Source organism: Clostridium yunnanense, from assembly GCF_016595795.1.
Lineage (GTDB): Bacteria > Bacillota > Clostridia > Clostridiales > Clostridiaceae > Clostridium_AR > Clostridium_AR yunnanense.
This window is the reverse complement of the sequence record NZ_JAENHN010000025.1, coordinates 61591-86459: the sequence shown is the minus strand read 5'-3', so window position 1 is coordinate 86459 and position 24869 is coordinate 61591. Positions and strand designations below refer to the sequence as shown.

The 24869-nt window shown below is 31.6% G+C and carries 23 protein-coding genes; 21 read left to right on the top strand and 2 right to left on the bottom strand.

Annotation, left to right across the window (positions count from 1 at the left end; translation table 11 throughout):
• Positions 1-69: 69 nt before the first annotated feature.
• From JHL18_RS07705 to JHL18_RS07665, 9 genes are all read left to right on the top strand, one after another.
• A complete protein-coding gene (locus JHL18_RS07705; RefSeq protein WP_200267781.1) occupies positions 70-243 on the top strand; it encodes a hypothetical protein in 174 nt (57 codons plus the stop codon).
• Positions 185-820: a redox-sensing transcriptional repressor Rex gene (locus JHL18_RS07700; RefSeq protein WP_200267780.1), complete on the top strand. Its 636-nt coding sequence runs from the start codon at positions 185-187 to the stop codon at positions 818-820. The genes JHL18_RS07705 and JHL18_RS07700 overlap by 59 nt, the downstream gene beginning before the upstream one ends.
• A gap of 251 nt (positions 821-1071) precedes the next feature.
• Positions 1072-1854 (top strand): short-chain-enoyl-CoA hydratase, encoded by a 783-nt coding sequence (locus JHL18_RS07695; protein WP_200267779.1) that lies wholly within the window; start codon positions 1072-1074, stop codon positions 1852-1854.
• A gap of 166 nt (positions 1855-2020) precedes the next feature.
• The gene (locus JHL18_RS07690) at positions 2021-3160 is read left to right on the top strand and encodes an acyl-CoA dehydrogenase (RefSeq protein WP_200267778.1); all 1140 of its coding nucleotides are present in this window, start codon (positions 2021-2023) and stop codon (positions 3158-3160) included.
• Between the two features lie 21 nt (positions 3161-3181).
• Positions 3182-3961, top strand: a complete 780-nt coding sequence (locus JHL18_RS07685) for an electron transfer flavoprotein subunit beta/FixA family protein (protein ID WP_200267777.1) — start codon at positions 3182-3184, stop codon at positions 3959-3961.
• Between the two features lie 20 nt (positions 3962-3981).
• Positions 3982-4986: an electron transfer flavoprotein subunit alpha/FixB family protein gene (locus JHL18_RS07680; RefSeq protein ID WP_200267776.1), complete on the top strand. Its 1005-nt coding sequence runs from the start codon at positions 3982-3984 to the stop codon at positions 4984-4986.
• A 94-nt stretch (positions 4987-5080) separates the two neighbouring features.
• A complete protein-coding gene (locus tag JHL18_RS07675) occupies positions 5081-5929 on the top strand; it encodes a 3-hydroxybutyryl-CoA dehydrogenase (RefSeq protein ID WP_200267775.1) in 849 nt (282 codons plus the stop codon).
• Positions 5930-6218: 289 nt separating this feature from the next.
• Positions 6219-7385 (top strand): iron-containing alcohol dehydrogenase, encoded by a 1167-nt coding sequence (locus tag JHL18_RS07670; RefSeq protein ID WP_200267773.1) that lies wholly within the window; start codon positions 6219-6221, stop codon positions 7383-7385.
• Positions 7386-7582: 197 nt separating this feature from the next.
• Complete coding sequence (locus JHL18_RS07665) at positions 7583-8524, top strand: DNA-3-methyladenine glycosylase family protein (protein WP_200267771.1); 942 nt, start codon at positions 7583-7585, stop codon at positions 8522-8524.
• A gap of 218 nt (positions 8525-8742) precedes the next feature.
• Here JHL18_RS07665 and JHL18_RS07660 read toward each other — a convergent pair whose 3' ends face one another.
• Complete coding sequence (locus tag JHL18_RS07660; protein ID WP_200267769.1) at positions 8743-9039, bottom strand: HNH endonuclease; 297 nt, start codon at positions 9037-9039, stop codon at positions 8743-8745.
• Between the two features lie 612 nt (positions 9040-9651).
• Here JHL18_RS07660 and JHL18_RS07655 point away from each other — a divergent pair.
• Positions 9652-10395, top strand: a complete 744-nt coding sequence (locus JHL18_RS07655) for a TVP38/TMEM64 family protein (RefSeq protein ID WP_200267762.1) — start codon at positions 9652-9654, stop codon at positions 10393-10395.
• Positions 10396-10491: 96 nt separating this feature from the next.
• Here the strand turns inward: JHL18_RS07655 and JHL18_RS07650 are convergent, their stop codons facing one another.
• A complete protein-coding gene (locus tag JHL18_RS07650; protein WP_207752986.1) occupies positions 10492-11184 on the bottom strand; it encodes a TIGR01906 family membrane protein in 693 nt (230 codons plus the stop codon).
• A 414-nt stretch (positions 11185-11598) separates the two neighbouring features.
• Here JHL18_RS07650 and groES point away from each other — a divergent pair, with 414 nt between their 5' ends.
• The 11 genes from groES (at position 11599) to JHL18_RS07595 (ending at position 24869) form a co-directional block, all read left to right on the top strand.
• Positions 11599-11883: a co-chaperone GroES gene (gene groES / locus JHL18_RS07645; RefSeq protein WP_200267758.1), complete on the top strand. Its 285-nt coding sequence runs from the start codon at positions 11599-11601 to the stop codon at positions 11881-11883.
• A gap of 20 nt (positions 11884-11903) precedes the next feature.
• On the top strand, positions 11904-13526 hold the full coding sequence (gene groL / locus JHL18_RS07640; protein WP_200267756.1) for a chaperonin GroEL: 1623 nt from the start codon (positions 11904-11906) through the stop codon (positions 13524-13526).
• Between the two features lie 453 nt (positions 13527-13979).
• Positions 13980-14723, top strand: coding sequence for a prepilin peptidase (locus JHL18_RS07635; protein WP_420839212.1), 744 nt, complete (start codon positions 13980-13982; stop codon positions 14721-14723).
• Positions 14724-15053: 330 nt separating this feature from the next.
• Positions 15054-16745: a GspE/PulE family protein gene (locus JHL18_RS07630; RefSeq protein ID WP_200267751.1), complete on the top strand. Its 1692-nt coding sequence runs from the start codon at positions 15054-15056 to the stop codon at positions 16743-16745.
• A gap of 34 nt (positions 16746-16779) precedes the next feature.
• Positions 16780-17982 carry a type II secretion system F family protein gene (locus JHL18_RS07625; protein ID WP_200267749.1) on the top strand — a complete coding sequence of 401 codons (1203 nt, stop codon included), beginning with the start codon at positions 16780-16782 and terminating at the stop codon, positions 17980-17982.
• 37 nt (positions 17983-18019) lie between these two features.
• Positions 18020-18472 carry a type II secretion system protein gene (locus JHL18_RS26215; protein ID WP_200267747.1) on the top strand — a complete coding sequence of 151 codons (453 nt, stop codon included), beginning with the start codon at positions 18020-18022 and terminating at the stop codon, positions 18470-18472.
• A 226-nt stretch (positions 18473-18698) separates the two neighbouring features.
• Entirely contained in the window at positions 18699-19850 is a 1152-nt protein-coding gene (pilM, locus tag JHL18_RS07615; RefSeq protein ID WP_200267745.1) for a type IV pilus assembly protein PilM, read from the top strand.
• A 13-nt stretch (positions 19851-19863) separates the two neighbouring features.
• Entirely contained in the window at positions 19864-20433 is a 570-nt protein-coding gene (locus JHL18_RS07610; RefSeq protein WP_200267743.1) for a PilN domain-containing protein, read from the top strand.
• Entirely contained in the window at positions 20420-21646 is a 1227-nt protein-coding gene (locus JHL18_RS07605; protein ID WP_200267741.1) for a hypothetical protein, read from the top strand. Before JHL18_RS07610 ends, JHL18_RS07605 begins: the two co-directional genes overlap by 14 nt.
• A 12-nt stretch (positions 21647-21658) precedes the next feature.
• Entirely contained in the window at positions 21659-22519 is an 861-nt protein-coding gene (locus JHL18_RS07600) for a prepilin-type N-terminal cleavage/methylation domain-containing protein (protein WP_200267739.1), read from the top strand.
• A 13-nt stretch (positions 22520-22532) separates the two neighbouring features.
• On the top strand, positions 22533-24869 hold the full coding sequence (locus JHL18_RS07595) for a hypothetical protein (protein WP_200267737.1): 2337 nt from the start codon (positions 22533-22535) through the stop codon (positions 24867-24869).

Sequence of the window (24869 nt, the reverse complement as noted above, 5' to 3'; positions counted from 1 at the left end):
TACTCTTTAGATAATTAGAAATTTTTAATTTGTGGGTAAATTAAAAGTAAAACAATAGGATTTATTGGCTTGTCAGGTGAACGAGGTTCAGAAAAACAGGCTTACAAAAAATATACGGCTAAGTTTTTTAGCGATTTTATAGAATTTGATAACTTATTTGTTAATTTAAGAAGAGGTGACATAAATGGAAAAGAAGAAAAATATATCTATGGCTGTCATAAAGAGACTACCAAAATATCATAGATATCTATTAGAATTATTAAAAAATGATGTTGATAGAATTTCATCTAAAGAATTAAGTGAAAAGATAGGGTTTACAGCATCGCAGATAAGACAGGATTTAAACTGCTTTGGTGATTTTGGTCAACAAGGCTATGGTTATAATGTAAGAGATTTATACAATCAAATAATTGCTATTCTTGGCCTTCAGAGAGATTATAACACTATAATAATAGGTGCTGGTAACATAGGGCAGGCGCTTGCAAACTACACTCAATTTGAAAAACTAGGGTTTAATCTTCTTGGAATGTTTGATGCAAACCCAAGATTGACAGGTATTAGAATAAAAGACGTAGAGATAAAAGGCATAGATGGAATTAAAGATTTTCTAAAAGAAAATCATGTTGATATAGCAATTTTATGTGTTCCAGATAACAATGCTCAAAAGGTTTGTGATGAATTAGTGGAAAATGGAGTAAAGGGTATATGGAACTTTGCACCTATAGATTTAGTAGCGCCTAAAGATGTAATTGTAGAAAATGTTCACTTAAGTGAAAGTTTACTAACATTGGCATATTTGATAAATGAATCCCAAAACTAAATAATAAATACAAATATTAGATTAAAAATTGTTAAAAAAGACACAAAATATATTGCAAATGTATTCTTAAACAAGTATAATCATAATTGAAGTTTACGGACTTCAATTATTTTTATCTTTGCTTGTTATAATATTAACAAGCATTAAAAAGATTTAACAAATTTAGTAAGCTTTTTATTGTAATATAAGATTATGCAAATAAAACTTATATGCTTTGTTAAGAATATAACTACTTTAAGGAGGCCAAAACAATGGAATTAAAAAATGTTATCCTTGAAAAAGAAGGAAATATTGCTATTGTGACAATAAACAGACCAAAGGCTTTAAACGCACTTAACTCAGAAACATTAAAGGACATAGACACAGTTGTAGCAGAACTAGAAAAAGATAAAGAAGTTTACGCTGTTATTTTAACAGGTGCAGGTGAGAAATCATTTGTTGCTGGTGCTGATATAGCTGAAATGAAAGACTTAAATGAAGAGCAAGGTAGAGAATTCGGAGCTTTAGGAAATAAAGTTTTCAGAAGGTTAGAAGTATTGGACAAACCAGTTATTGCAGCAATTTCAGGTTTTGCATTAGGTGGAGGCTGTGAACTTGCTATGGCATGTGATATAAGAATAGCTTCTGTAAAGGCAAAATTCGCTCAACCAGAGAGTGGACTTGGAATAACTCCAGGATTTGGTGGAACACAAAGACTTCCTAGAATAGTTGGACTTGGTAAAGCAAAAGAATTAATATACACTGGAGACATAATTAATGCAGAAGAAGCATTAAGAATAGGTTTAGTTAATAAAGTTGTAGCTCTAGAAGATTTAATGACTGAAGCTAAAGCTCTTGCAAACAAGATAGCTAAGAATGCTCCAATCGCAGTTAAATTATGTAAAGATGCTATAGACAGAGGAATGCAAGTAAGCATTGATGAAGCTATAGTTATAGAAGCTGAAGACTTCGGTAAGTGTTTCGCAACTGAAGATCAAACAGAAGGTATGACTGCATTTGTTGAAAGAAGAGAAAAGAACTTCAAAAACCAATAATTAAATTTATGACTTTTTGAAAAATTCTTTAATTCATATTTAAATTTAAAGATATTAGTAAATACTAGACGGAGCAAGTTAAATTGCTCCGTGAATAATGAACATATATAAAAGGGCAATCAATAGTTGCTCTATACTTAAATAAATAGCAGGAGGGAATAAATAAATGGATTTCCAATTAACAAGAGAACAAGAATTAGTAAGACAAATGGTTAGAGATTTTGCTCAAAACGAAGTTAAGCCAATAGCAGGTGAAATTGACGAGACTGAAGAATTCCCAATGGAAAATGCAAAGAAAATGGCTGCTCTAGGTATGCTAGGAATTCCTTTTGATAAGAAGTATGAAGGTGCTGGCGGAGATGTTTTATCATACATCCTAACAGTTGAAGAATTATCAAAGGTTTGTGGTACTCATGGTGTTATAGTATCAGCTCATACATCACTTTGCGGTTCAGTAGTTAATGAATTTGGTACTGAAGCTCAAAAACAAAAGTACCTACCAGATCTTGCTAGCGGAAGAAAATTAGGTGCATTTGGATTAACTGAACCAGGTGCTGGAACAGATGCTGCTGGTCAACAAACAGTTGCAGTATTAGATGGAGATAACTACATCCTTAACGGATCTAAGATATTTATAACAAATGGTGGAGTTGCTGAAACTTTCATAATATTTGCTATGACAGACAAGAGCAAGGGAACAAAAGGAATATCAGCTTTCATAGTTGAAAAATCATTCCCAGGATTCTCAATAGGTAAAGTTGAAAACAAGATGGGTATCAGAGCTTCATCAACAACTGAACTTGTAATGCAAAACTGTATAGTTCCAAAGGAAAACTTACTTGGTCAAGAAGGTAAGGGATTTGGTATAGCTATGAAGACTCTTGATGGAGGAAGAATAGGTATAGCTGCTCAAGCACTAGGACTTGCTGGTGGAGCATTAGAAGAAGCTAAGAACTACATGATGGAAAGAAAGCAATTCGGAAGACCACTTGCTGCATTCCAAGGTTTACAATGGTATATAGCTGAAATGGATGTTAAGGTTGAAGCTGCTAGATACTTAGTATATAGAGCTGCATGGCTTAAACAAAATAAACTTCCTTACACAGTAGATGCTGCTAGAGCTAAATTATTTGCTGCAGAAGTAGCTATGGAAGTAACAACTAAGGCTGTTCAAATATTCGGTGGATACGGATATACTAAGGAATACCCAGTTGAAAGATTAATGAGAGATGCTAAGATAACTGAACTTTACGAAGGAACTTCAGAAGTTCAAAAGATGGTTATATCAGCAAACATTTTAAAATAGTTTTAGGGAGGACAGAAAAAGATGAAAATAGTAGTTTGTTTAAAGCAAGTACCAGATACTACAGCTGTTAAAATAGATCCAAAGACTGGAACTCTTATAAGAGAAGGTGTTCCTTCAATAATAAACCCAGAAGATAAGCATGCGTTAGAAGCAGCTATAAGAATAAAAGAAGAAAAAGGTGCTCATATAACTGTTGTAAGTATGGGACCTCCTCAAGCACAAGTAGCTTTAAGAGAAGCATTATGTATGGGTGCAGACGAAGCTATACTAATAACTGATAGAGCATTTGCTGGAGCTGACACTCTTGCAACTTCAAACGCTTTAGCAGGAGCTATAAGAAAATTAGAATATGATATAATATTTGCTGGAAGACAGGCTATCGATGGAGATACTGCACAAGTTGGACCAGAAATAGCAGAGCATTTAAATATACCTCAAGTAACTTATGTTCAAGGTGTTACTGTTGAAGAAGACGGTCTTCTAGTTAACAGAGCATTAGAAGATGGTTATGAATTAATAAAAGTTAAAGCACCAGTGCTTTTAACAGCAATTAAAGAATTAAACGAACCAAGATATATGAACGTAGGTTTAATCTTCGAAACTGCTGGTAAAGAAATTAAAATATGGTCAGCAGACGACATAGATGTAGATAAGAGTGTATTAGGACTAAAAGGTTCTCCAACAAAGGTTAAAAAATCAATGACAAAAGAAACTAAGGGAGCTGGAGAATTAGTTCAATTACCAGCAAACGAAGCAGCAGAGTACGTATTAAGAAAATTGATCGAAAAACACTACATCTAAGATTTGGGAGGTAAAATATTATGAATATAGCAGATTTTAAAGGCGTATGGGTATTCGCTGAACAAAGAAACGGCGAACTTCAAAAAGTTTCATTAGAACTTTTAGGAGAAGGAAGAACAATTGCTGATAAGCTAGGAGTTAAGCTAACAGCTTTATTAATAGGAAACAACGTTAAGGGATTAGCTGAAAAGTTAGGAGCTCACGGAGCTGATGAAGTTTTAGTTGTAGAAAACGAATTATTAGAAAACTATACAACTGATGGATACACAAAGGTTATCTGTGACTTAGCTACTGAAAGAAAGCCAGAAATACTATTCATAGGAGCAACATTCATAGGAAGAGATTTAGGTCCTAGAGTTGCAGCTAGACTTACAACTGGTTTAACAGCTGACTGTACATCACTTGATATAGATGCAGAAGGAAAGTTCCTTCTTGCTACAAGACCAGCATTTGGTGGTAACTTAATGGCTACTATCGCTTGTACTGATCACAGACCACAAATGGCTACTGTAAGACCAGGTGTATTCTCAAAGATAGACACTGAAAACAAAGCAGTAGTTGAAGAAGTTAAGATCAGCTTAACTGATGCTGATGTTAGAACTAAGGTTGTTAAAGTAGTTAAAGAAGCTAAAGATATAGTTGATATAAGTGAAGCAAACATAATCGTTTCAGGTGGTAGAGGAGTTGGAAACAAAGAAAACTTCGCACTTCTAAAAGAATTAGCAGACGCTTTAGGCGGAACAGTTGCTGGTTCAAGAGCTGCTACTGAAGCTGGTTGGCTTGAAGCTGCTTACCAAGTAGGTCAAACTGGTAAGACTGTTAAACCAACAATATATATAGCTTGTGGTATATCAGGAGCTATCCAACATACTGCTGGTATGCAAGATTCTGATATGATCATAGCAATCAATAAGGATGCTACTGCTCCTATCATGAAGATGGCTGACTATGCTATAGTTGGAGACTTAAACAAAGTTATTCCTGAACTTATTGCTAAAGCTAAAGCTAGAAAAGAAGAAGCATAAAATTATTCAATTAGTTAAACATAATTCTTGAATATAATTATAAGTCCTACCTAAAAAGGTAGGACTAAATATATAAATCTTAGGAGGTATACCCATGGAAAAGATATTTGTTCTTGGTGCTGGTACAATGGGAGCTGGTATAGTTCAAGCTTTCGCTCAAAAAGGATATGAAGTTATAGTTAGAGATATAAAGGAAGAATTTGTTGATAAAGGAATAACTGGAATCAGCAATGGCTTAAGCAAATTAGTTGCTAAAGGAAAGATGACTGAAGAAGTTAGAGAAGAAATCCTTTCAAGAATATCAGGAACTACTGATATGAACTTAGCTGCTGATTGTGATTTAGTTATAGAAGCTGCAGTAGAAAACATGGCTATAAAGAAGCAAATATTTGCTGAATTAGATAAGATCTGTAAGCCAGAAACTATATTAGCTTCAAACACTTCATCTTTATCAATAACTGAAGTTGCTGCTGCAACTGGCAGACCTGATAAAGTTATAGGAATGCACTTCTTCAACCCAGCTCCAGTAATGAAGCTAGTTGAAATAATCAGAGGAATGGCTACATCTCAAGAAGCTTTTGATGCAGTTAAAGAAGTTTCAATAGCTATAGGCAAGGAACCAGTAGAAGTTGCTGAAGCACCTGGTTTCGTAGTTAACAGAATACTTATACCAATGATCAACGAAGCTGTAGGAATACTTGCAGAAGATATAGCTTCAGCAGTTGATATAGATAAGTCAATGATGTTAGGTGCAAACCACCCAATGGGACCTCTAGCTTTAGGAGATCTTATAGGATTAGACGTTTGTTTAGCTATCATGGATGTTCTTTACAGTGAAACTGGAGATACTAAGTACAGAGCTCATAGCTTACTAAGAAAGTATGTTAGAGCTGGTTGGTTAGGAAGAAAGTCAGGTAGAGGATTCCACAACTACGCAAAATAATAATTCATTATATGAATTTTGAAACACAGTTCTTAATAGAACTGTGTTTTTTTATTATGTTTAAACAAGGCTAAATGATTTTATCAAGTATTGTAAATAAAACTTGTTGTAATTACTAATAATATCCTAAGGGCACTGTAAATAATGTAATGATGTATTATTTGAGAAAAATATATTTTAAAATCTATTATCTAAATACACAGGAGTTATGAAAGTTGAATTGTAGTTTAATTGGTACATCATTAATAATCTTGTAGAATTATTATAGATAGAATTAGGAGGCAATTAGATGAGTCGATTTACGTTACCTAGAGATATATATTATGGAAGAGGAACTATGGAGCAGTTGAAGGAATTAGAAGGCAGGAGAGCGGTCATAGTTACAGGGGGAGGATCTATGAGGAAATTTGGATTTCTCGATAGAGCCATAGGTTATCTAAAGGAAGCTAATATAGAAGTTAATTTGATAGAAGGGGTAGAACCAGATCCGTCTGTTGAAACAGTTCTTAATGGAGCTAAGAAAATGCTTGAGTTTAAGCCAGATTGGATAGTTGCGATGGGTGGAGGTTCAGCCATTGATGCAGCAAAGGCTATGTGGATTTTTTATGAATATCCAGAAGAGAAGTTTGAAAATATAATAAAACCTTTCTCAATACCTACACTTAGAAATAAAGCTAGGTTTGTGGCAATTCCGTCTACTTCAGGTACTGCTACAGAGGTTACAGCCTTCACCGTTATAACTGATTATAAAACTAAAATAAAATATCCTTTAGCTGATTATGATATAACACCAGATATAGCTATAGTAGATTCAGAGCTAGCTGAAACAATGCCGCCTAAACTTACAGCGCATACTGGAATGGATGCATTAACTCATGGTATAGAAGCTTATGTTGCATCAGGGCATACCTGTTTTACAGATCCGCTTGCATTGCAATCTATAGAAATGGTTAGAGATAATTTAATAGGTTCATATCAAGGTGATAAAGAAGCTAGAGAAAAGATGCATTATGCTCAGTGTTTAGCTGGAATGGCCTTTAGCAATGCTTTGCTTGGTATAACCCATAGCATGGCTCATAAAACTGGTGCAATCTTCAACATTCCACATGGTTGTGCTAATGCAATATATTTACCTTATGTTATTGATTTTAACAAAAAGACTTGTTTGGAAAGATATGCAGATATAAGCAGAAGATTAAAGCTTCAAGGGGAAAATGATAATGAATTAGTAGAAGCACTTAGAGAACTTATAAGATCTCTTAATGAAAAACTAGGAATACCTAATAGCTTAAAAGAATATGGAGTTAAAGAAGAAGTGTTTAATAGTAACCTACAATTTATATCAGAGAATGCAGTGGAAGATGCATGTACTACCTCAAATCCAAGGAAAATTACAAAAGCGGAGATGGAGAAACTATTTGTTTGTAGTTTCCATGGAACGAAAGTTTATATATAGTGAAATATAAGACGCTTTTGTCGTAAATAATTTTAATTATTAAATGAAAATATATATTTGATGGTAAAGATTTTACTTAAGTAATTGTAAAAAAATAAATATAAAAGTATAATTATATTTAAGTAAAATATGTAAGTTGGCATAATGTTTGGTAAAGATCATAACAACTTATAGATGAGTAGGAAAAGGTGATAAAAATGGATTTTAGAGATGTGGAATACTATGGCGATAAAGTAATTCTTAAAGAAGTAGAAAACTTCAATATAAAACAGGTTTTTGAATGTGGTCAGTGCTTTAGGTGGATAAGACAGGAAAATGGTACTTACATAGGTGTAGCTCATGAGAGAGTAATTGAGGTAGAAGAAAGCGGGAAAGATATAATAATACATAATGCAAATAAAGAAGACTTTAATAATATATGGATGGAATATTTCGATTTAGAAAGAAACTATACAGCTATAAAGGAGAAATTCTCAGGAGATCCTTTATTAGAAAAAGCAGTGGATTTTGGTTATGGTATAAGGATATTAAAGCAAGATCCTTTCGAAATACTTATAAGCTTTATAATATCTGCAAGAAATTCTATACCAGTAATCAGTAAGACAATAAATAAAATAAGCGAAAGATGGGGCTCTGCCATCGAATATAAAGGAAAAACTTATTATGCTTTTCCAACTGTAGAACAATTTTCAAAGGCATCCTTAGAAGAAATAAACACTACAGGAGCATCATTTAGAAGTAAATACATTTATGATACTGTAGAGAAGGTAAGAGGCTGTAATGAGCTTCTAAACAGTAATAAGGATATAGAAGTAATGACTGATGAAGAAAAAGAATTGCTTCATTATGATCTACAAATGATTTCTAAGCTTAATGATGACCAGTGCCATGAAGCTCTCCAGAATTTTAAAGGTGTTGGGGCTAAAGTAGCGGACTGCGTAATGCTGTTCTCAATGAAAAAGTACTCAGCCTTTCCAGTAGATGTATGGGTGAAAAGAGCTATGTCTCATTTCTATTTAGTACCTGATGTATCACTTAATAAGATAAGGGTATTTGGAAGAGAGAAATTTGGGGAACTTTCAGGTTTTGCTCAGCAGTATTTCTTCTACTATGCTAGAGAAAACAATATAAAAGTTTGATGAAAGTAAAATATATTGTATTGGTTAGATTAGCATGAATGTTATTGCAGAAACTTTAAAATATTAATTTAACAATGAAATGGTTTGTCTATATGATTTGAATAGTTTAAAGATAGTAGAGGCATACTAGATTTGTATAAACTAAAGTCAATATAAACCATCATAACTAGGCAGCAAGATACTATTTAAGTTTTAAGAAACTTTTATTATCTTGCTGCCTATTTTTTTCTGACACTTTTAGATTTTTTTACAGAGATATGAGAATCTCCAGGATGTTTTGTTATGAATTTAAGATATTTTGATATCTTATCATCATCCTTAAGTCTTGATATGGTATAGAGTCTTACTGATAACTCCTTGTTAGAATAAAGGGCGTGGATTTGTTTATGACAAGGAATGCATAACATTGCAGTAGCTAAATCCTTGCCGCCTTCTTCTCTTGGAATCAAATGATGTACTGTTACTTTTGAAACTTCTCTTCCGCATAAATCACAAATATAATTTTCATTGTGCATAATATCACCTACAAGTTAAAAGTTTTAATTATGTTTAAGAAATTAATCGAAATTTGATAATCACAAATCAATTATATTATCTGAATTATTAATGTAGATAATTCTAGAAATTAATAATTCAATAGTATTATTAGACTTAACAAATAATTTAAATGCGAAAAGTTAAAAAATATGACAATTATTGTATGAAGAATATGCGATAGATGTTATAATAATGAGGGATGTAGAAAAATCACATATATTGTAAGATAAAACATAAGACTTATCTACAGAAAGTTAGTTTATACCTGTTGAAAAACCAGAGTTTATGGTTTTAAATGTGTATAAATTAATAGCTGAAGTTGGAACCATATATAAAATATTAATAAAAAATTAAGGTAATACTAAGAAAATAGCTAGTGTATAGATATATTTCGTATATTATACTATAGATACAGGTTTCTAATGAAAAAGTATTAAGGATTAATGCTTTTTACGTGCGGAAAATGTACGTACATGGAGAATTGTAGAAAGTAGCATTAGGTCAGATTTATAAGTTTAAACCTAAGATATAGGTTTGATTTTAAAGTGTTACATTGATGTATAATATATTTAATTTTACGAGGATATGTGATGATGAAAGAAAAACTTAACAAATATAAATATCATATTATAGCAGCTTTTTCTGTACTAGTATTCATAGCATTGTTTTACAAATATCTTGGTGACTATGTATACATATTTACAGATATAAAGAAAATGAAAGAAAGAATATTAGGCTATGGACCTTATTCGTGGCTAGCATTTTTAGGTATGCAGGTACTTCAAATAGTTATATTTATAATACCAGGCGAGATAGTTCAGGTAGCTGCAGGTTATATCTTTGGTCCTTGGATAGGCTTTGCCTTATCTATTATAGGAGCAATAATAGGAAGTGCTATAACCTTTATTTTATCTAGAAAACTGGGTAAACCTTTTGTGCAAAAGTTAGTAAGTGAAAAAGATTTATGGTTACTAAAGAAGATTGAGCATTTTAAAGAGGAACATAAGGGAAAGAAAGGTACTGAGAAGAGCGTGGAAGCTAAGCATAAGTCCTTAAGAAGGATAGTCTTACTATTATATCTAATACCAGGAATACCAAAAGATGTTTTAGGATATATATGTGGCATATCAAGTCTTTCTTTAAAGGAATTCCTTGTTATATCTAATTTAGCCAGAACACCAATGCTTTTTGTATCAATCTTTTTTGGACATAACCTTTCCGTAGATAAGATATGGATATTAGCTATCATTTTAGTAGTTATGGCCTTGATTCTTCTTATAGGAGTATTAAAGGGGAAAAAGTTTATCAATAGGGAAGGCAATGATAATAATTAAAGAGTAAGAGAGCTAATAGGTTTATTAGCTCTCTTATTATGTACTGTTTCATAGTTAACAATAGGATAAGTTATCACAATAATTAAGTTATAGGTATCAATGTTGAAATATATTATTCTTTGAAGATCTTAATATCTTTTTATGTCTATGATAAATAATCTTAAATGTTATTACTTGAATAAGAGTTAGAGCTATGATTGTTATTCCGCATACCATAAAAAAGTTTTCTGGCAAAGCATTTATAACTGGATCAGTATTTGGATCAAATAACCACAGATCATTGCTGAAAAATAGCTTGTGGAAGTTTTCAAAGGTTTTATCGAAATTATTTAATACTAAAATAAGTATAGATATTGAAAAAACAGATAGAATATAAAAAGTATGGTTAAATATATTAAATATTTCCTTTGAAAGATATTTTTTCTTAAATATAAATAATAATACAAATATTATCACAGTAGACCAAGTTATAATATGAAGATATATAAATATATTTTTCACATCAACAAAATGCGTTTCTCCACCAGCACTCATTATAAAATCTGGGAATTTCAATTTATGTATAAAAGGCGATTGAAGATATTTAATAAGTACTTTGTAGTTTATCATAAGTTGTCCTTCTGAGAGGGATGTAGCACTTGTAATATCAAAAGCTTTTATACCTATCTTATATAGTGGCGTGAAATTTAAGGTTGCTATTGACCACAAACCAATTGAAGCAATGGTTAAGATAAGAGAGAGAATAAAATTTGAGATCTTAGTTAAATAACTATAATTTTTAGAAATCATCATAACGTCCTTTCACGTAGCATAGAATATAAAGTTTCATATTTTAATTATTATCATTTTTCATGAAAAATAAATAGCTTTATAAAAAATAATATAATAAATTTGTGAATTTTTTATGTTTTTATATGAAAATTAACTGATATATTTAAAAAAAATGCTAAATATATCAGTTAATTTTTATAAAGACTATAATTATAGAGGAAATCAAAGAAAAAGTTAGAAAAAAAGAGATAATTTCTTAAAATTAAACAATTCGGTCTAAAAAAATGGATAAAAATATCAATTAGTTGTTGAATTATTAAATAGTATTGTCTATTATAATAATTGTATTAGCACTCGATATTGATGAGTGCTAACAAATAAGTTTAATATTAAATTATATATACTCTAAAAATCATAAGGAGGGTTTAGAAAATGAGAATTAAACCACTTGGTGACAGAGTTGTTATCAAAAGATTAGAAGCAGAAGAAAAAACAAAAAGCGGTATAGTTTTAACAGGAGCAGCAAAGGAAAAACCACAAGAAGCTGAAGTTGTAGCTGTTGGACCTGGAGCTATTGTTGATGGTACTAGAATTGAATTAGAAGTTAAAGTTGGGGATAAGGTATTATTCTCAAAATATGCTGGTACAGAAGTTAAAATTGATGGTGAAGAATACACCATACTAAAACAAGAAGATATACTAGCAATAGTAGAATAATAGACAGGAGGTAGATTTTAATGGCTAAGCAAATAAAGTTTGGTGAAGAAGCAAGAAGAGCTATGCAAGCTGGTGTAGATAAGCTTGCTGATACTGTAAAGGTAACATTAGGACCTAAGGGAAGAAATGTTGTTTTAGACAAGAAGTTTGGTGCACCACTTATAACAAATGACGGTGTATCAATTGCAAGAGAAATAGAATTAGAAGATCCATTTGAAAACATGGGTGCTCAATTAGTAAAAGAAGTTGCAACAAAGACAAATGATGTAGCTGGAGATGGTACAACAACTGCTACATTACTTGCTCAAGCAATAATTAGAGAAGGTTTAAAGAATGTAACTGCTGGTGCTAACCCTATACTTCTTAGAACTGGTATAAGAACGGCAGTTGAGACAGCTGTAGAAGAAATCAAAAATATATCAAAACCAGTTGAAGGTAAAGAAGACATAGCTAGAGTTGCTGCTATATCAGCAGGCGATGAAGAGATAGGTAAGCTTATTGCTGATGCTATGGAAAGAGTAGGCAACGAAGGCGTTATAACTGTTGAAGAATCAAGATCAATGGGTACAGAACTTGATGTTGTTGAAGGTATGCAATTCGATAGAGGATATGTATCACATTACATGGTTACAGATACAGAAAAGATGGAAGCTGTTTTAGATAATGCTTTAATACTTATAACTGATAAGAAGATAAGCAATATTCAAGAGATTCTTCCAGTACTTGAACAAATAGTTCAAACAGGTAAGAAGCTTCTTATAATTGCTGAAGATATAGAAACAGAAGCAATGGCTACTCTTATAGTTAATAAAGTAAGAGGAACATTTAACTGTGTTGCTGTAAAGGCACCTGGTTTTGGTGATAGAAGAAAAGAAATGCTTGAAGATATAGCAGTTCTTACTGGTGGTATAGTTATATCAGAAGAACTTGGAAGAGACTTAAAAGAAGCTACTCTTGATATGTTAGGTCAAGCTGAAGTTATAAAGGTAACTAAAGAAAACACTACTATAGTTGGTGGTAGAGGAGACAAGGAAGCAATCACTAGCAGAGTAGCACAAATAAAAGCTCAATTAGAAGAAACTACTTCTGAGTTTGATAAAGAAAAACTTCAAGAAAGATTAGCTAAACTTGCTGGTGGAGTTGCTGTTATAAAAGTTGGAGCAGCTACTGAAACAGAATTAAAAGAAAAGAAATTAAGACTTGAAGATGCTTTAGCAGCTACAAAAGCAGCTGTAGAAGAAGGAATAGTACCTGGTGGTGGAACAGCTTACGTAAATGTTATAACACAAGTAGCTAAATTAACATCAGAAGTTGCTGATACTCAAGTTGGTATAGATATAATAGTTAGAGCATTAGAAGAACCAATGAGACAAATAGCTACTAACGCTGGAGTTGAAGCTTCAGTTATAATAGAAAAAGTTAAGCACAGTGAAGTTGGAGTAGGCTACGATGCATTACTTGGCGAGTACAATAACATGATAAAAGCAGGAATTGTTGATCCAACTAAGGTTACAAGATCAGCTCTTCAAAATGCCGCATCAGTTGCATCAACTTTCTTAACAACTGAATCAGCTGTAGCTGACATTCCAGAAAAGACTCCTGCAATGCCAAATCCAGGCATGGGAATGGAAGGAATGTACTAAGATTAAGAACTTATAGCTAGAATGCTTCTGCATTCTAGCTTTTTTTAATGTAGATGAAAGTACAAAATCATTAAGTTAGTATGATTGGCATAGTTAATCTATTATATAAAATTCCTATATCAATAATAATTTTAAATATAGCTCTAAAATAAAACCTATACGACTTTTTGATTTTTCTCAGGTACATTTGGAAAGGTGGATCTACAAATAATACAATGTAAAGTTACAGAAAATACTTAAGTGTGTTAACTGAATGATTATAATTGGCGAAATAGGATATAATCAAGAGGAATTAACAGATATAAAAGAATATTATAATTAAACTAGTAGATTTAATGTAAAATTTACTTGCAATATATGGATTGAAAAGATAATAATTGATATGGATTCAAATTGATTTCAATATATGAAATTTGAATTTAATTTTAGAAAGTTTAGGAGTAGTACATGGAGATTGGAATTTTAGTTTTTATTTTAGGACTAGTTATAGGAAGCTTTTTAAATGTATGTATTTATAGAATACCAAGAGGAGAATCTATCTCTTTTCCACCATCGCACTGTACAGATTGTAAGACTCAAATTAAACCTTATGATTTGATACCTGTAATAAGTTATTTGTTTTTAGGAGGAAAGTGCAGGCACTGTGGTAGTAAGATATCTATTAAATATCCCGCTCTTGAATTATTCACTGCAATAATATTCTTACTAATATATAACCAATATGGATTATCAATGGAACTTATAAAATTTCTAATATTGGCTGTTTTTTTGATAGTAATAGCATTTATTGATTTTAATACACAAGATGTATACGCAGTTACTACATATCCATGTCTTTTTATTGGAGTGTTATTTATATTGATAGATAAGTTCTACTTACATGGTGATATAATGACGTACTTAATTGGACTAGTAGTGGGAATTGGGGTTATTGGACTTATAGTTTTAATCACAGGGGCTATGGGCACAGGTGATATTGAGATAGCAGCTATATGTGGTGTATATTTGGGTTGGAGTAATACGCTGATTACAATATTTTTTGCATTCATTATAGGAGCAATTATAGGTGTGATGCTTATATTATTGAAGAAGAAAGGAAGAAAAGATCCTATTGCGTTTGGTCCGTTTTTAGCTATTGGTACAATGATAGCTATGTTATATGGAGATAAAATAATAAAAATTTATCTTAATATATAAATATATGAAGATATTGGGTGGGAAATTTTAAATTTAATTTTCAAGTTTAGGTTTAATATATTTATACTTTTGTCGAAAAATATGAGATGTTATGTAAAAAACACTAAATATAAACTTTAAAAGTCGGGTTTTAAGATAAGCTAAGACAATTTAAGATTATGTTTAATAGTAAGTTTAATTCATATAAAAAGTAACCAAGAAATTATGACTATAGTTACCAAATCATGGCAGAATTTTTGGGTTGCTTTATTAAACTTCAGTTTGTATACTTATTATTATATGAAGTAATATTATAATTTATTCAACCTATTTGGTTGGAAGGAGATATTAATGGAGGGAGTAATTAAGAGAAGACTGGGTGACATGCTTGTGGAGTCTGGTAAGATATCTATGCCTCAACTTCAGGAAGCTCTTAAGAAACAAAGGATAACAGGTAAAAAGTTAGGTGAGATGCTTATAGAACTAAAAATGGTAACTTCAGAAGATATCATGGAAGTTTTAGAAAAGCAAACAGGAATAAAAAGAATAAACCTTAACATTACAACCTTTGACAAAAGAGCTCTTAAGGTAGTACCAGAAAGCGTTTGCGATAAGCATGAACTAATACCTTTTGGTTTTAATGAAAATAGAATACTGGTAGCAATGTGGGATCCACTTAATATATTTGCTATCGATGACGTTTCGATTTCATCTGGATTTGAAGTTGAAACTTATATATGTACAAGAGAAGAAATTAAAAAGCATATAGAAATGGAATATTCAAGTCAGAAGGTGACTAAAGCTGCTGAGGAGCTTTCTAAGGGGAAGCTAGAAGCAAAAACCATTCAAGTTCAAGAAGAAGAACAGTTTGATGATATAAAAAATGCACCAGTTGTAAAAATGGTTGAATATCTATTTAAGAATGCCATAGAGATGAGAGCGTCAGATATACATATAGAACCTTTTGAAGATGAGATAAGAATAAGATATAGAATAGATGGCCAGCTTCAGACCACAAATTCTTTAGAGCCTGAGAGCCAGGCGGCACTTGTTACTAGAATAAAGATACTTGCAGGACTTAATATAGCGGAAAAAAGAATCCCTCAAGACGGAAGAATTATTACCAAGGTAGGTCATAAGGATGTTGATCTGAGAGTTTCAATATTACCTGTAGTAGCAGGTGAAAAGGTTGTTATAAGAATTCTGGATAGAGAAAGCTATCAAATAGGAAAAGAAAGACTTGGAATGAAGAATGATGATTTGGAAGTTTTAGATAGAATAATAAAATCTCCACATGGAATTGTTCTTGTTACAGGCCCAACAGGAAGCGGAAAGTCAACTACTCTTTATACAGTGCTTAATGAACTAAATACTGGAGATGTTAACATAGTAACCGTTGAAGATCCAGTTGAATATACCTTAAAGGGTGTAAATCAAGTTAACGTGAACACCAAAGCTGGACTTACCTTTGCAAACGGTCTTAGATCTATATTAAGACAAGACCCTGACGTTGTAATGATTGGTGAGATAAGAGATAGTGAAACAGCGGAAATAGCTATAAGAGCCGCAATAACTGGTCACTTAGTATTAAGTACATTACATACTAATGATGCTCCTTCTTCAGTATTAAGATTAGTAGATATGGGTATCCAACCGTATTTGGTATCAACATCTTTAGCCGGTATAGTTGCTCAAAGACTAGTAAAAAAGATATGCCCTAATTGTAGACAAGCTCATGAAGCTTCAGCTTATGAAAAGGCAATCTTAGGAGAAAAGCATAATGAACCAATTACTATTTATAGGGGTTCAGGCTGTGGCTACTGCAATAATACTGGATACGCAGGAAGAGTTGGTGTGTATGAAATAATGGAAGTAACTAGAGAGCACAGAGATATGATTCTAAATACTAGAGATTCCAATCAGCTAATGGACCTATCAATAAAAAATGGGATGAAAACTCTTGGTACGGCATGCAAGGAGCTTGTTTTAGAAGGTGTAACAACTGTAGAAGAGATGGCTTCAATTGCTTTCTTAAGAGAGTAATAATTTCTTTAAGAAAAGAGGTGTTTAAAAGCACATGCCTAATTTTAAATATAAAGCAATGAATGAAAATGGCGATAGACTGCAAGGTACCTACGCTGCAGATTCTAGAGATGAAGTTATGGATATGATAAGCGCGAATAATTATTACCCCCTTCTAGTAGAGGAAATTCAGCAAGGTACAACAATTAATTTAAGTATCTTTGATAGGGTTACAACAAAAGATATTGCTATCTTTTGTAGACAATTTTATACCATGCTAGATGCGGGGGTATCCATAAATAGCTCACTTAATATCCTTGCAAGACAACTTCCTAATAAAAAGCTTAGAGAAGTGCTTTCAAAGGTAGAGGATAATGTTAAAAAGGGTGAAACTCTATCTGAGTCAATGAAGCTCCAAGGAAAAGTATTTCCAGATTTACTTATAAGTATGGTGGAGACTGGAGAGATGAGTGGTAATCTAGATAATGTAATGCTTAGGATGTCTACTCATTTTGAGAAAGAAAATAAGATAAATAATAAAATAAAAGGTGCAATGGTTTATCCTGCTGTATTAAGTGTAATGGCAGTAGGAGTTGTAACCATACTTTTAACCTTTGTATTACCTACTTTTATAGATATGTTTACACAAAGTGGTGTAGAACTTCCTATGCCAACAAAAATTTTATTAGGCATAAGTGGAGCATTGAGTAAACATGGCTTAGTGATACTTTTAATCATAATATTGATAGTACTAGGTTTAAGATATTATTTTAAAAGTGATAGTGGACAGCTATTTATAAGTAAGTTTAAACTAACATTTCCTATCCTAAAAGGACTTAACCAAAAGATAATTGTATCTAGGTTTACTAGAACTTTATCAACAATGCTATCTAGTGGAGTAAGTTTGGTGCAAGCCTTAGAAACCGTATCAGAGGTAGTTGGAAATAAGCTAGCTCAAGATAAGCTGTTAGAAATAAGAGAAGAACTTATTAAAGGTGAGGGGCTATCTAAGCCCATTGAAGAAAGTAAGATCTTTCCACCAATGCTTGCATCTATGATAAAAATAGGTGAAGAGTCTGGATCTTTAGATGACATATTAAATAAAACTGCCGATTTTTATGATGATGAAGTAGAGACAACTATACAGACAACCACTGCATTGATTGAGCCATTGCTTATATTAATTATGGGATTGGTAGTTGGATTTATAGTTATATCAATAATGTTACCAATGTTTACTATGTATGAACATATGTAGTGACTAAATATAAAAACAATTCAAGGAGGAATTATTAATGACAAACACATTAACTTCAAGACTAAAAAAGAAAAAGAAAGGGTTTACTTTAATCGAACTTATTATAGTTGTAGCTATAATAGGAATATTAGCTGCACTTGCTATTCCTAGATTTGGAGCAGTAAGAGCAACTGCTAATGTTAATGCAGATAGATCTGATGCGAAGACAATTCAATCGTCAATTTCTTCATTAATAGCAGATAATACATTAACTGTACCTGTAGTTGGTGGCACAACAACTGTAACTTTAGACAATACTCCTAATGATGATGATATTCCTACTGCAGCAGTAAGAAGGTTTTTACAATCTAGACCAGTTCCTAAAGCTTCAACTGGGGATTTTTCTGCTACTTTTGATCATGACGGAAATGTAACTGTGTCTGTTATAACTGCAAATGGCACAATACAAATATTACCTACACCTACTGCAAACTCTGTATACGCTAACTAGTAATATGAAATTATAGCATTTACAATAAAGTGTAAAGTTATCCATATAACTTTACACTTTAAACTATATCCACCCATAACTTAGCTTACATATGCCTAAAACTTAGTATTAATATAGTTTTAAGTATATATAAACTAAAGTTAAATTGAACTCAATGAGAAACATATTTTATAAAAATATAGATACGACGAATAAAACTAAAACAGAAAATCGGAGGTTCAAGTAAATGGATTTCAGTAAAGTAAAAGACTTAATGAGTGTAGATATAAGTGATCTTAAAAATAAAATAAAAAATAAGCCTATTGAAAAGAAACCAGTTAAAAAGAAAGAACTTAATAGAAAAGTAGTTTCTTTTGATTTTGGAAGTGATACTACTAAAGTTGTAGTTGGAAAGTACTATAAAGGTCAATTAGAGATAGAAAGACTTATTACTGCTAAAACTCCTGTAGATGCGGTAGGAGATGGAAATATATTAAATCAAGAAGTTATGACTGTTTTTTTAGAGCAGCTTCTTAATAATAATAAAATCAATATAAAAGATGCCATCTGTACAAATAACTCTACTAGTATAATAAATAGAGAAGTTGTTATACCTGCAGTACAAGAGGATGAACTTAGTACTGTGGTTAAATATGAAATACAGCAATATCTTCCTATAAACATGGATGACTATGTGATACAGCAAAGTATACTTGATAGATTTCAAGTAGAATCAAAGCTTAAGTTTAAAGCTTTAGTAATTACATATCCAGAAAAGTTAGCTATGAAGTATTATAAGCTTTTAACTAACTCAAACTTAAAGCCTTTAGCGCTAGATATATCTTACAACTCCTTAAACAAACTTGTAAACTACAGCAATAAAGTAAATGATGAAGCTTATAGTACAGAAGAAACCATAGCTTTTATTGATATGGGAGCTAGCACATTAAGTGTTAGTATATACAAGAATGGTAAGTTTGAATTTACTAGACTTATAAAGTCTGGTGGAGCAAACATAGATGGAGCACTTAGCAGAGCAATGGGAGTATCTTTAGAAGTTGCTGAAGATATAAAGAAAAACAAAGGTGATTTATTGATTTTAAGTGATAATGAAGATACTTCTAACAGAATAATAAGAGATGTAGTAGATGAATGGAGCATGGAACTTGAAAGAATAATTCAATTCTACAGAAACAAAAAAGTTGGAAATAGTATCGATAAGATATTTCTTTATGGAGGAAGCTCTAATATAAAAGGAATGGAAAGATATATATATGATAGATTTTCTATACCTACTTCAAAGGTTAGAACTATGGCCAATGTAAATCTAAATTTAAAAATAGCAACTGAGACTATAGAACAGTACCTAAATGCAATTGGTTCTATAATAAGACTATAAGGGGGATATGAGGATGAATGATTTTAATTTTTTCGCCCCTTATCAAGGGAAGCAAAAACAAGTAGTAAATAAAAAGATATATATTTATACAATATCTGCAGTTGTCTTGATTTTTATATTGGGAACTCTTATATGGAACAGCGTAAATATATATATAACGAACAAGCAAATAGAAAAGTATAAGGCTGATATAAATTCTCCAAAACTTCAGGCAAAGATAACTGAGGCAAATGATATAAATAAAAAAAGTCAAATACTAAGCAAATATGATGTTGCTATTGACAGCATAAACAATGATATAGCTAAGAAAAATGTTGTTTCTTCTGATATATTAGATAAAATAAATTTAGCGGTTCCTAAAGAAGTGAGCTTTAATAACATTTCTTTAGATGAAAGTAACATTAGTTTTAATGGTCAATCCAAAAATAGACAAGCTATTGGAGAATTACAACACAATCTTAAAGGGTTGGATATTTTTGAAGTGGTCCAAGTTAATAGTATAACTGGAGATGAAGCTGATAGTAATTATAAATTTGATTTAAAATGCACACTAAAGGATGTGGAAATCAATGAAAATAAGTAGCAGGGAGAAAGCTTTATTAGGGGTATTAGCTACTGTATTGGTAGTTGTTTTATATTATCAATTTATTTATATAAAACAGTTGGATAAATTAAATAAGTTAAATACTGAAAAACAGCAGTTAAAAGCCCAATATGATGTGCTTATGGATACAGTAAATCAATTAGACGGTAAAAAATCTGATTTAAAGATCTTAAATTCTAAGATATATGACAAGTCAAGCGGTTTATATCCATCAATAATACAAGAAAAGTTAATAGTTGAGATAGATGATTTGATGAAAAAGTCAAATGTAAAAGGTAATTTATCCTTTGGTAATGAAGATACGAAAGCTATAAGCGATGGAAATAAGGTTAAAGATAAAAAGACTGAAAATTCACTGAAAACTTATGTGGATCAATACAATGGAGAAAAAAGCAGTACTAAAGCAAATGACTCTGGGACTACGGCAAATAGCAATAGTCAGGCTAATTCTCAACCTCAACAAGCTAATGCGTTGAATGTTAATCAGATGAAAATTACCCTTAACTACAGAGGAAGCTATGATAATCTAAGAAGTTTAATCAGCAATATTGAACAAAATCCTAAGAAGATAGTCTTATCCAATGTTACTATGTCCTATAGTGGAAATCAACAAGTAAGTGGATCGCTAAACCTAAACTACTATAGTGTACCTAAAATAGGAAAAGCAGATGAAGAATATTTTAAGTGGACGATAAATAATGATTATGGCAAGAAAAATCCTTTTGACTCATCAGGAATAGTAGAAAATAATAATAGTAAAAATGCAAAATATGACTTTTTACTTTCCTCAAGACCTATAAAGTCAGATTTAGCAACTGTAAGTTTAAGGTATGGAAGTGACAACAAGCTTGAAACTAGCGTGTATGCAGATAATGCTTCAAACGAAAATGTTGAAATAACTCTGACTCAAAAAGATGGAAAATATTATTATAAATATAAGACAAGTAAACAAAGTTATCCGAAGGATTATTCATCTCTGGGAGTGAAATTTACTCCATTATCTGATGATATTGTATTAGATATCTTATCTAATATTAGATTAGATTCAAAAGATACTTCAGGTGTTAATCTAAAGGTAATAAATAATACTGATAAGAATGTATATGTTGATATAAGAGGAGATGATGCAGTAAGGCCAAGAGTCAGTGTATCTTCTCAAGGAAAAACAGTGAGTGTAAATAACATTAAGTAAAGGAGAAGGCTTATGAAGATTAGAAATAAGAAAAAAGGCCTTACCTTAATAGAAGTTTTAGTAAGCATAGCTATATTAGGAATAATAATAGCTCCAATAGGATATCTTGGCTTATCTGCTGTAAAAAACAGTGTGGAAGGAAAAGAGAAGCAGCAAGGGACTTATTTAGTGCAAAAGGTACTAGAAACCATAAAACCTATTAATGCTACAGATACAGCTAATCTATTTAATCAGTTAAGTACTAAATTTCCTTCATTTGTTGCAGTAGCTGCACCAAGTGAAGGGGTCATATATTATGATTCTAACGGTAATGTTGCTGATGCTCATAATTATAAGTATAGAGTAGGTGTGAGAATTACTGCAGTCAATCATGACTCTGCCAATGTTAATGGAGGTTCTGTGTTTAACAATATAATTACTGTTAACAGTATCGAGCAAATGCATGCCAATGGAAATGAGTATACAATTAATGAAGAACAGATTTCACTGCAAATTAACTTTTCAGAAGGGCAGTATTACATCTATACTGAGGGGGATAATAGGGCTTTATGGGATTTTCCTCAAGCGGATTTTCTGCAAAACAATAATATAGTTATAGATATAGATGGACATTATACTGAGGATAGTATACTTAAAATTAAGGTGGAAAACAATACAGATAGTGACTTTAATCTTTATATCAATAAGCCTGAAACAACCCAAGCTAGATACACGATAATTAATAGTTTAGGCAGAGTAAATACCTTTACAAGTTATGAAGATAATAGAAAGTATGTAGCAGTAGAAAATTCAGTTAGGCTAGATATGACCGTTTACAACTCAGATGGGCAGCAAATAGCACATCTAGAGCAATATAAAAATCTTGGAGAATAGGGGGAGATGATGCATGGTTATGAAAAAAAAAGGATCTACATTAGTAACCGTTGTTGCAGTTTTTGCAATATTGTTCACTGTTGGAACTGCAATATTATCATTATCTCTATCTAGTTATAAGCTTAGAAAAGTAGAAAGTAAAAAGATAGAGAATCTTTATGGTTCAGAATCAGGTATAGATGCGGCAAAGAAAATAATACAAGTGGCTGTAAATACGGCTATAAAAAAGGCTAATTCGGATGTTATAAAAGCCAATAATAACATAAATAATCAAATTGAAGATCTAAAAGCACATCCACCTAATAATTCCAATTACTATGACTATATAAATGATGCTGTTAGGGACCAACAGAATACCAATAATATTAACTATTTGCTTTGGAAGAAAGATGAGAATGGGGATAACACTCCTGCAAACACATTACATTATGTAAATGAAGATGGAACCATCAATTTAGCTGATATTAACACTAAACTTAAAGCAGTATTTGATAAATCATACTTTGAGTTTTTGAATGTCAATTTATCATACTGCGTTATCACAAATCCTGATGGAACTCGTAATTACAATTATTTATTACTTGATGGTACTAATAGTGTGGTGAGATCTAATTTTGAACTTAACAGTACTGCTGTTGTAAGTCTTAACTACACTCCATTAACTGCCACTGAGATTTCAGCTCAGATCAATGGTACAACAGCAGTTTTGCCTGTTACTTTAGCATCAGTATTTACCTCTACTGATGGAGTAAGAAGAGAAATTGAAGCGAGATATAATATTAGTGCACCGGATTTAACTAACCATAACGTTGTTAACAATCCATTGCTCCAAAAATCTATTGTAGCTGATGGTAATATGTATGTTAAAGGAAATCTTACAGTAAATGGGGATGTGTTTGTAAAAGGTGAGGAACAACGGAATAATGATAATGGAATCGTATATACAAAATATGATGGAGGGATAAATATAAATATAGATCCTACAGAAATTACTGGGTCAACAGAGATGACAACATTGAATCGAGTTGAAGTGAATTTCAATGGTAATGTAGTCACCCCTAGTACTTTTAATGTGAAGCAGAATAGTAATGTTAATGTTAACGGCGGTAATCTCTACGCGAACAATGTTAATTTAGGTAAAATAAAGAGGACCGATAGCTATATTTCTAATAATACACTGAATGTTAACACAGATATGGTAGTTTATAACGATTTTACTTTCAATGCTGATAACACTACTGTAGGTATAAATAACCTCTATGCAGTTAACGATCTAACTGATGATAGTGTTGATGTATCGAGAAAATCAAAATCATCTAGTAGTATAATAGTAAACAGAGCACTGGGAACTAGTAGTATAACAATTAATAATGATGCATATATCTTGGGTTCTGCATATATAAGAGTGGGAGAAAATAATGAAAATTATCAAACCGGTGAATCTATTGCAGTTAAGGGCAATTATTTAGCGTATACTTCTCCAATCACGAATACTCCTGATGATTATCAGTTTCAATACCTAGCCCCATTGCAATTGGTAAGTAGAAGAAATGGTGCTGATATGCTTATGGCTCACAAAAAAGATTATTTTTTATTAACAGCCAATCGAACAGAGATACAGCAAAATCAAGGCTCAATCCATTTACAAGGCGGTGTGGATAAACTTTATATATCTGGAGCATATATAAGTGATGGACAAGCTAGAGCTCCTGTTCCTGAAAGTGTCGATAAGACTGCTAAGTTAATTAATAAAAGAAAAGAATATGCCAATCAAGCATATGAAATGGGGAGTTTTAATAATAGCGATATAATAGGTACTGATCAAGCAAATGATCCACTTTTGCAAAAGTACAATGCTATGATAGTTGATAAAACTGTTAGTAATTTAACTAATTTTCCAGACAATGCAGAGCATTCAGATGATGTTAATGGTATAATCGAAGAAGAGTATATTCACTCTGGAGTAACTAGACCTATATTGCTAGGTGATCCCACTTCAATTAATTCATTAAATCAATATAGCAAAGTAATTAATATAAATAATAAAAGAGGTATAATAATAACAAACTGTGATGTTGTTTTTGATAATAAAAATTTAAATTTTACTGGTACAATTATAACAACAAAGAATATTAGTTTTTTACAAGGTTCTCATGTTCAAATAGATTATGATGGAAAACTAGTTCAGAAATTAATTAGTACGTATAATTTACAAGCGCTATTTAACAGCGGTAAAACAATTAACTCACAAATAACTGGAATCACTGGAATCACTAGAGCAGGAGAGGCGACTGAGAACATAGATTACAGTTCTTGTATAAGAAGCGATTACTGGAGAATCAATAGATAA

Excerpts from the sequence above, each read along its gene's own strand:
- JHL18_RS07700 (WP_200267780.1), top strand. The coding sequence starts at position 185 with ATGGAAAAGAAGAAAAATATATCTATGGCTGTCATAAAGAGACTACCA.
- JHL18_RS07665 (WP_200267771.1), top strand. The coding sequence starts at position 7,583 with ATGGATTTTAGAGATGTGGAATACTATGGCGATAAAGTAATTCTTAAA.
- JHL18_RS07690 (WP_200267778.1), top strand. The coding sequence starts at position 2,021 with ATGGATTTCCAATTAACAAGAGAACAAGAATTAGTAAGACAAATGGTT.
- pilM (WP_200267745.1), top strand. The coding sequence starts at position 18,699 with ATGGATTTCAGTAAAGTAAAAGACTTAATGAGTGTAGATATAAGTGAT.
- JHL18_RS07685 (WP_200267777.1), top strand. The coding sequence starts at position 3,182 with ATGAAAATAGTAGTTTGTTTAAAGCAAGTACCAGATACTACAGCTGTT.
- JHL18_RS07660 (WP_200267769.1), bottom strand. The coding sequence starts at position 9,039 with ATGCACAATGAAAATTATATTTGTGATTTATGCGGAAGAGAAGTTTCA.
- groL (WP_200267756.1), top strand. The coding sequence starts at position 11,904 with ATGGCTAAGCAAATAAAGTTTGGTGAAGAAGCAAGAAGAGCTATGCAA.
- JHL18_RS07650 (WP_207752986.1), bottom strand. The coding sequence starts at position 11,184 with ATGATTTCTAAAAATTATAGTTATTTAACTAAGATCTCAAATTTTATT.
- JHL18_RS07595 (WP_200267737.1), top strand. The coding sequence starts at position 22,533 with ATGGTTATGAAAAAAAAAGGATCTACATTAGTAACCGTTGTTGCAGTT.
- JHL18_RS07630 (WP_200267751.1), top strand. The coding sequence starts at position 15,054 with ATGGAGGGAGTAATTAAGAGAAGACTGGGTGACATGCTTGTGGAGTCT.
- groES (WP_200267758.1), top strand. The coding sequence starts at position 11,599 with ATGAGAATTAAACCACTTGGTGACAGAGTTGTTATCAAAAGATTAGAA.
- JHL18_RS07655 (WP_200267762.1), top strand. The coding sequence starts at position 9,652 with ATGATGAAAGAAAAACTTAACAAATATAAATATCATATTATAGCAGCT.
- JHL18_RS07625 (WP_200267749.1), top strand. The coding sequence starts at position 16,780 with ATGCCTAATTTTAAATATAAAGCAATGAATGAAAATGGCGATAGACTG.
- JHL18_RS07670 (WP_200267773.1), top strand. The coding sequence starts at position 6,219 with ATGAGTCGATTTACGTTACCTAGAGATATATATTATGGAAGAGGAACT.
- JHL18_RS07610 (WP_200267743.1), top strand. The coding sequence starts at position 19,864 with ATGAATGATTTTAATTTTTTCGCCCCTTATCAAGGGAAGCAAAAACAA.
- JHL18_RS26215 (WP_200267747.1), top strand. The coding sequence starts at position 18,020 with ATGACAAACACATTAACTTCAAGACTAAAAAAGAAAAAGAAAGGGTTT.
- JHL18_RS07600 (WP_200267739.1), top strand. The coding sequence starts at position 21,659 with ATGAAGATTAGAAATAAGAAAAAAGGCCTTACCTTAATAGAAGTTTTA.
- JHL18_RS07675 (WP_200267775.1), top strand. The coding sequence starts at position 5,081 with ATGGAAAAGATATTTGTTCTTGGTGCTGGTACAATGGGAGCTGGTATA.
- JHL18_RS07695 (WP_200267779.1), top strand. The coding sequence starts at position 1,072 with ATGGAATTAAAAAATGTTATCCTTGAAAAAGAAGGAAATATTGCTATT.
- JHL18_RS07605 (WP_200267741.1), top strand. The coding sequence starts at position 20,420 with ATGAAAATAAGTAGCAGGGAGAAAGCTTTATTAGGGGTATTAGCTACT.
- JHL18_RS07680 (WP_200267776.1), top strand. The coding sequence starts at position 3,982 with ATGAATATAGCAGATTTTAAAGGCGTATGGGTATTCGCTGAACAAAGA.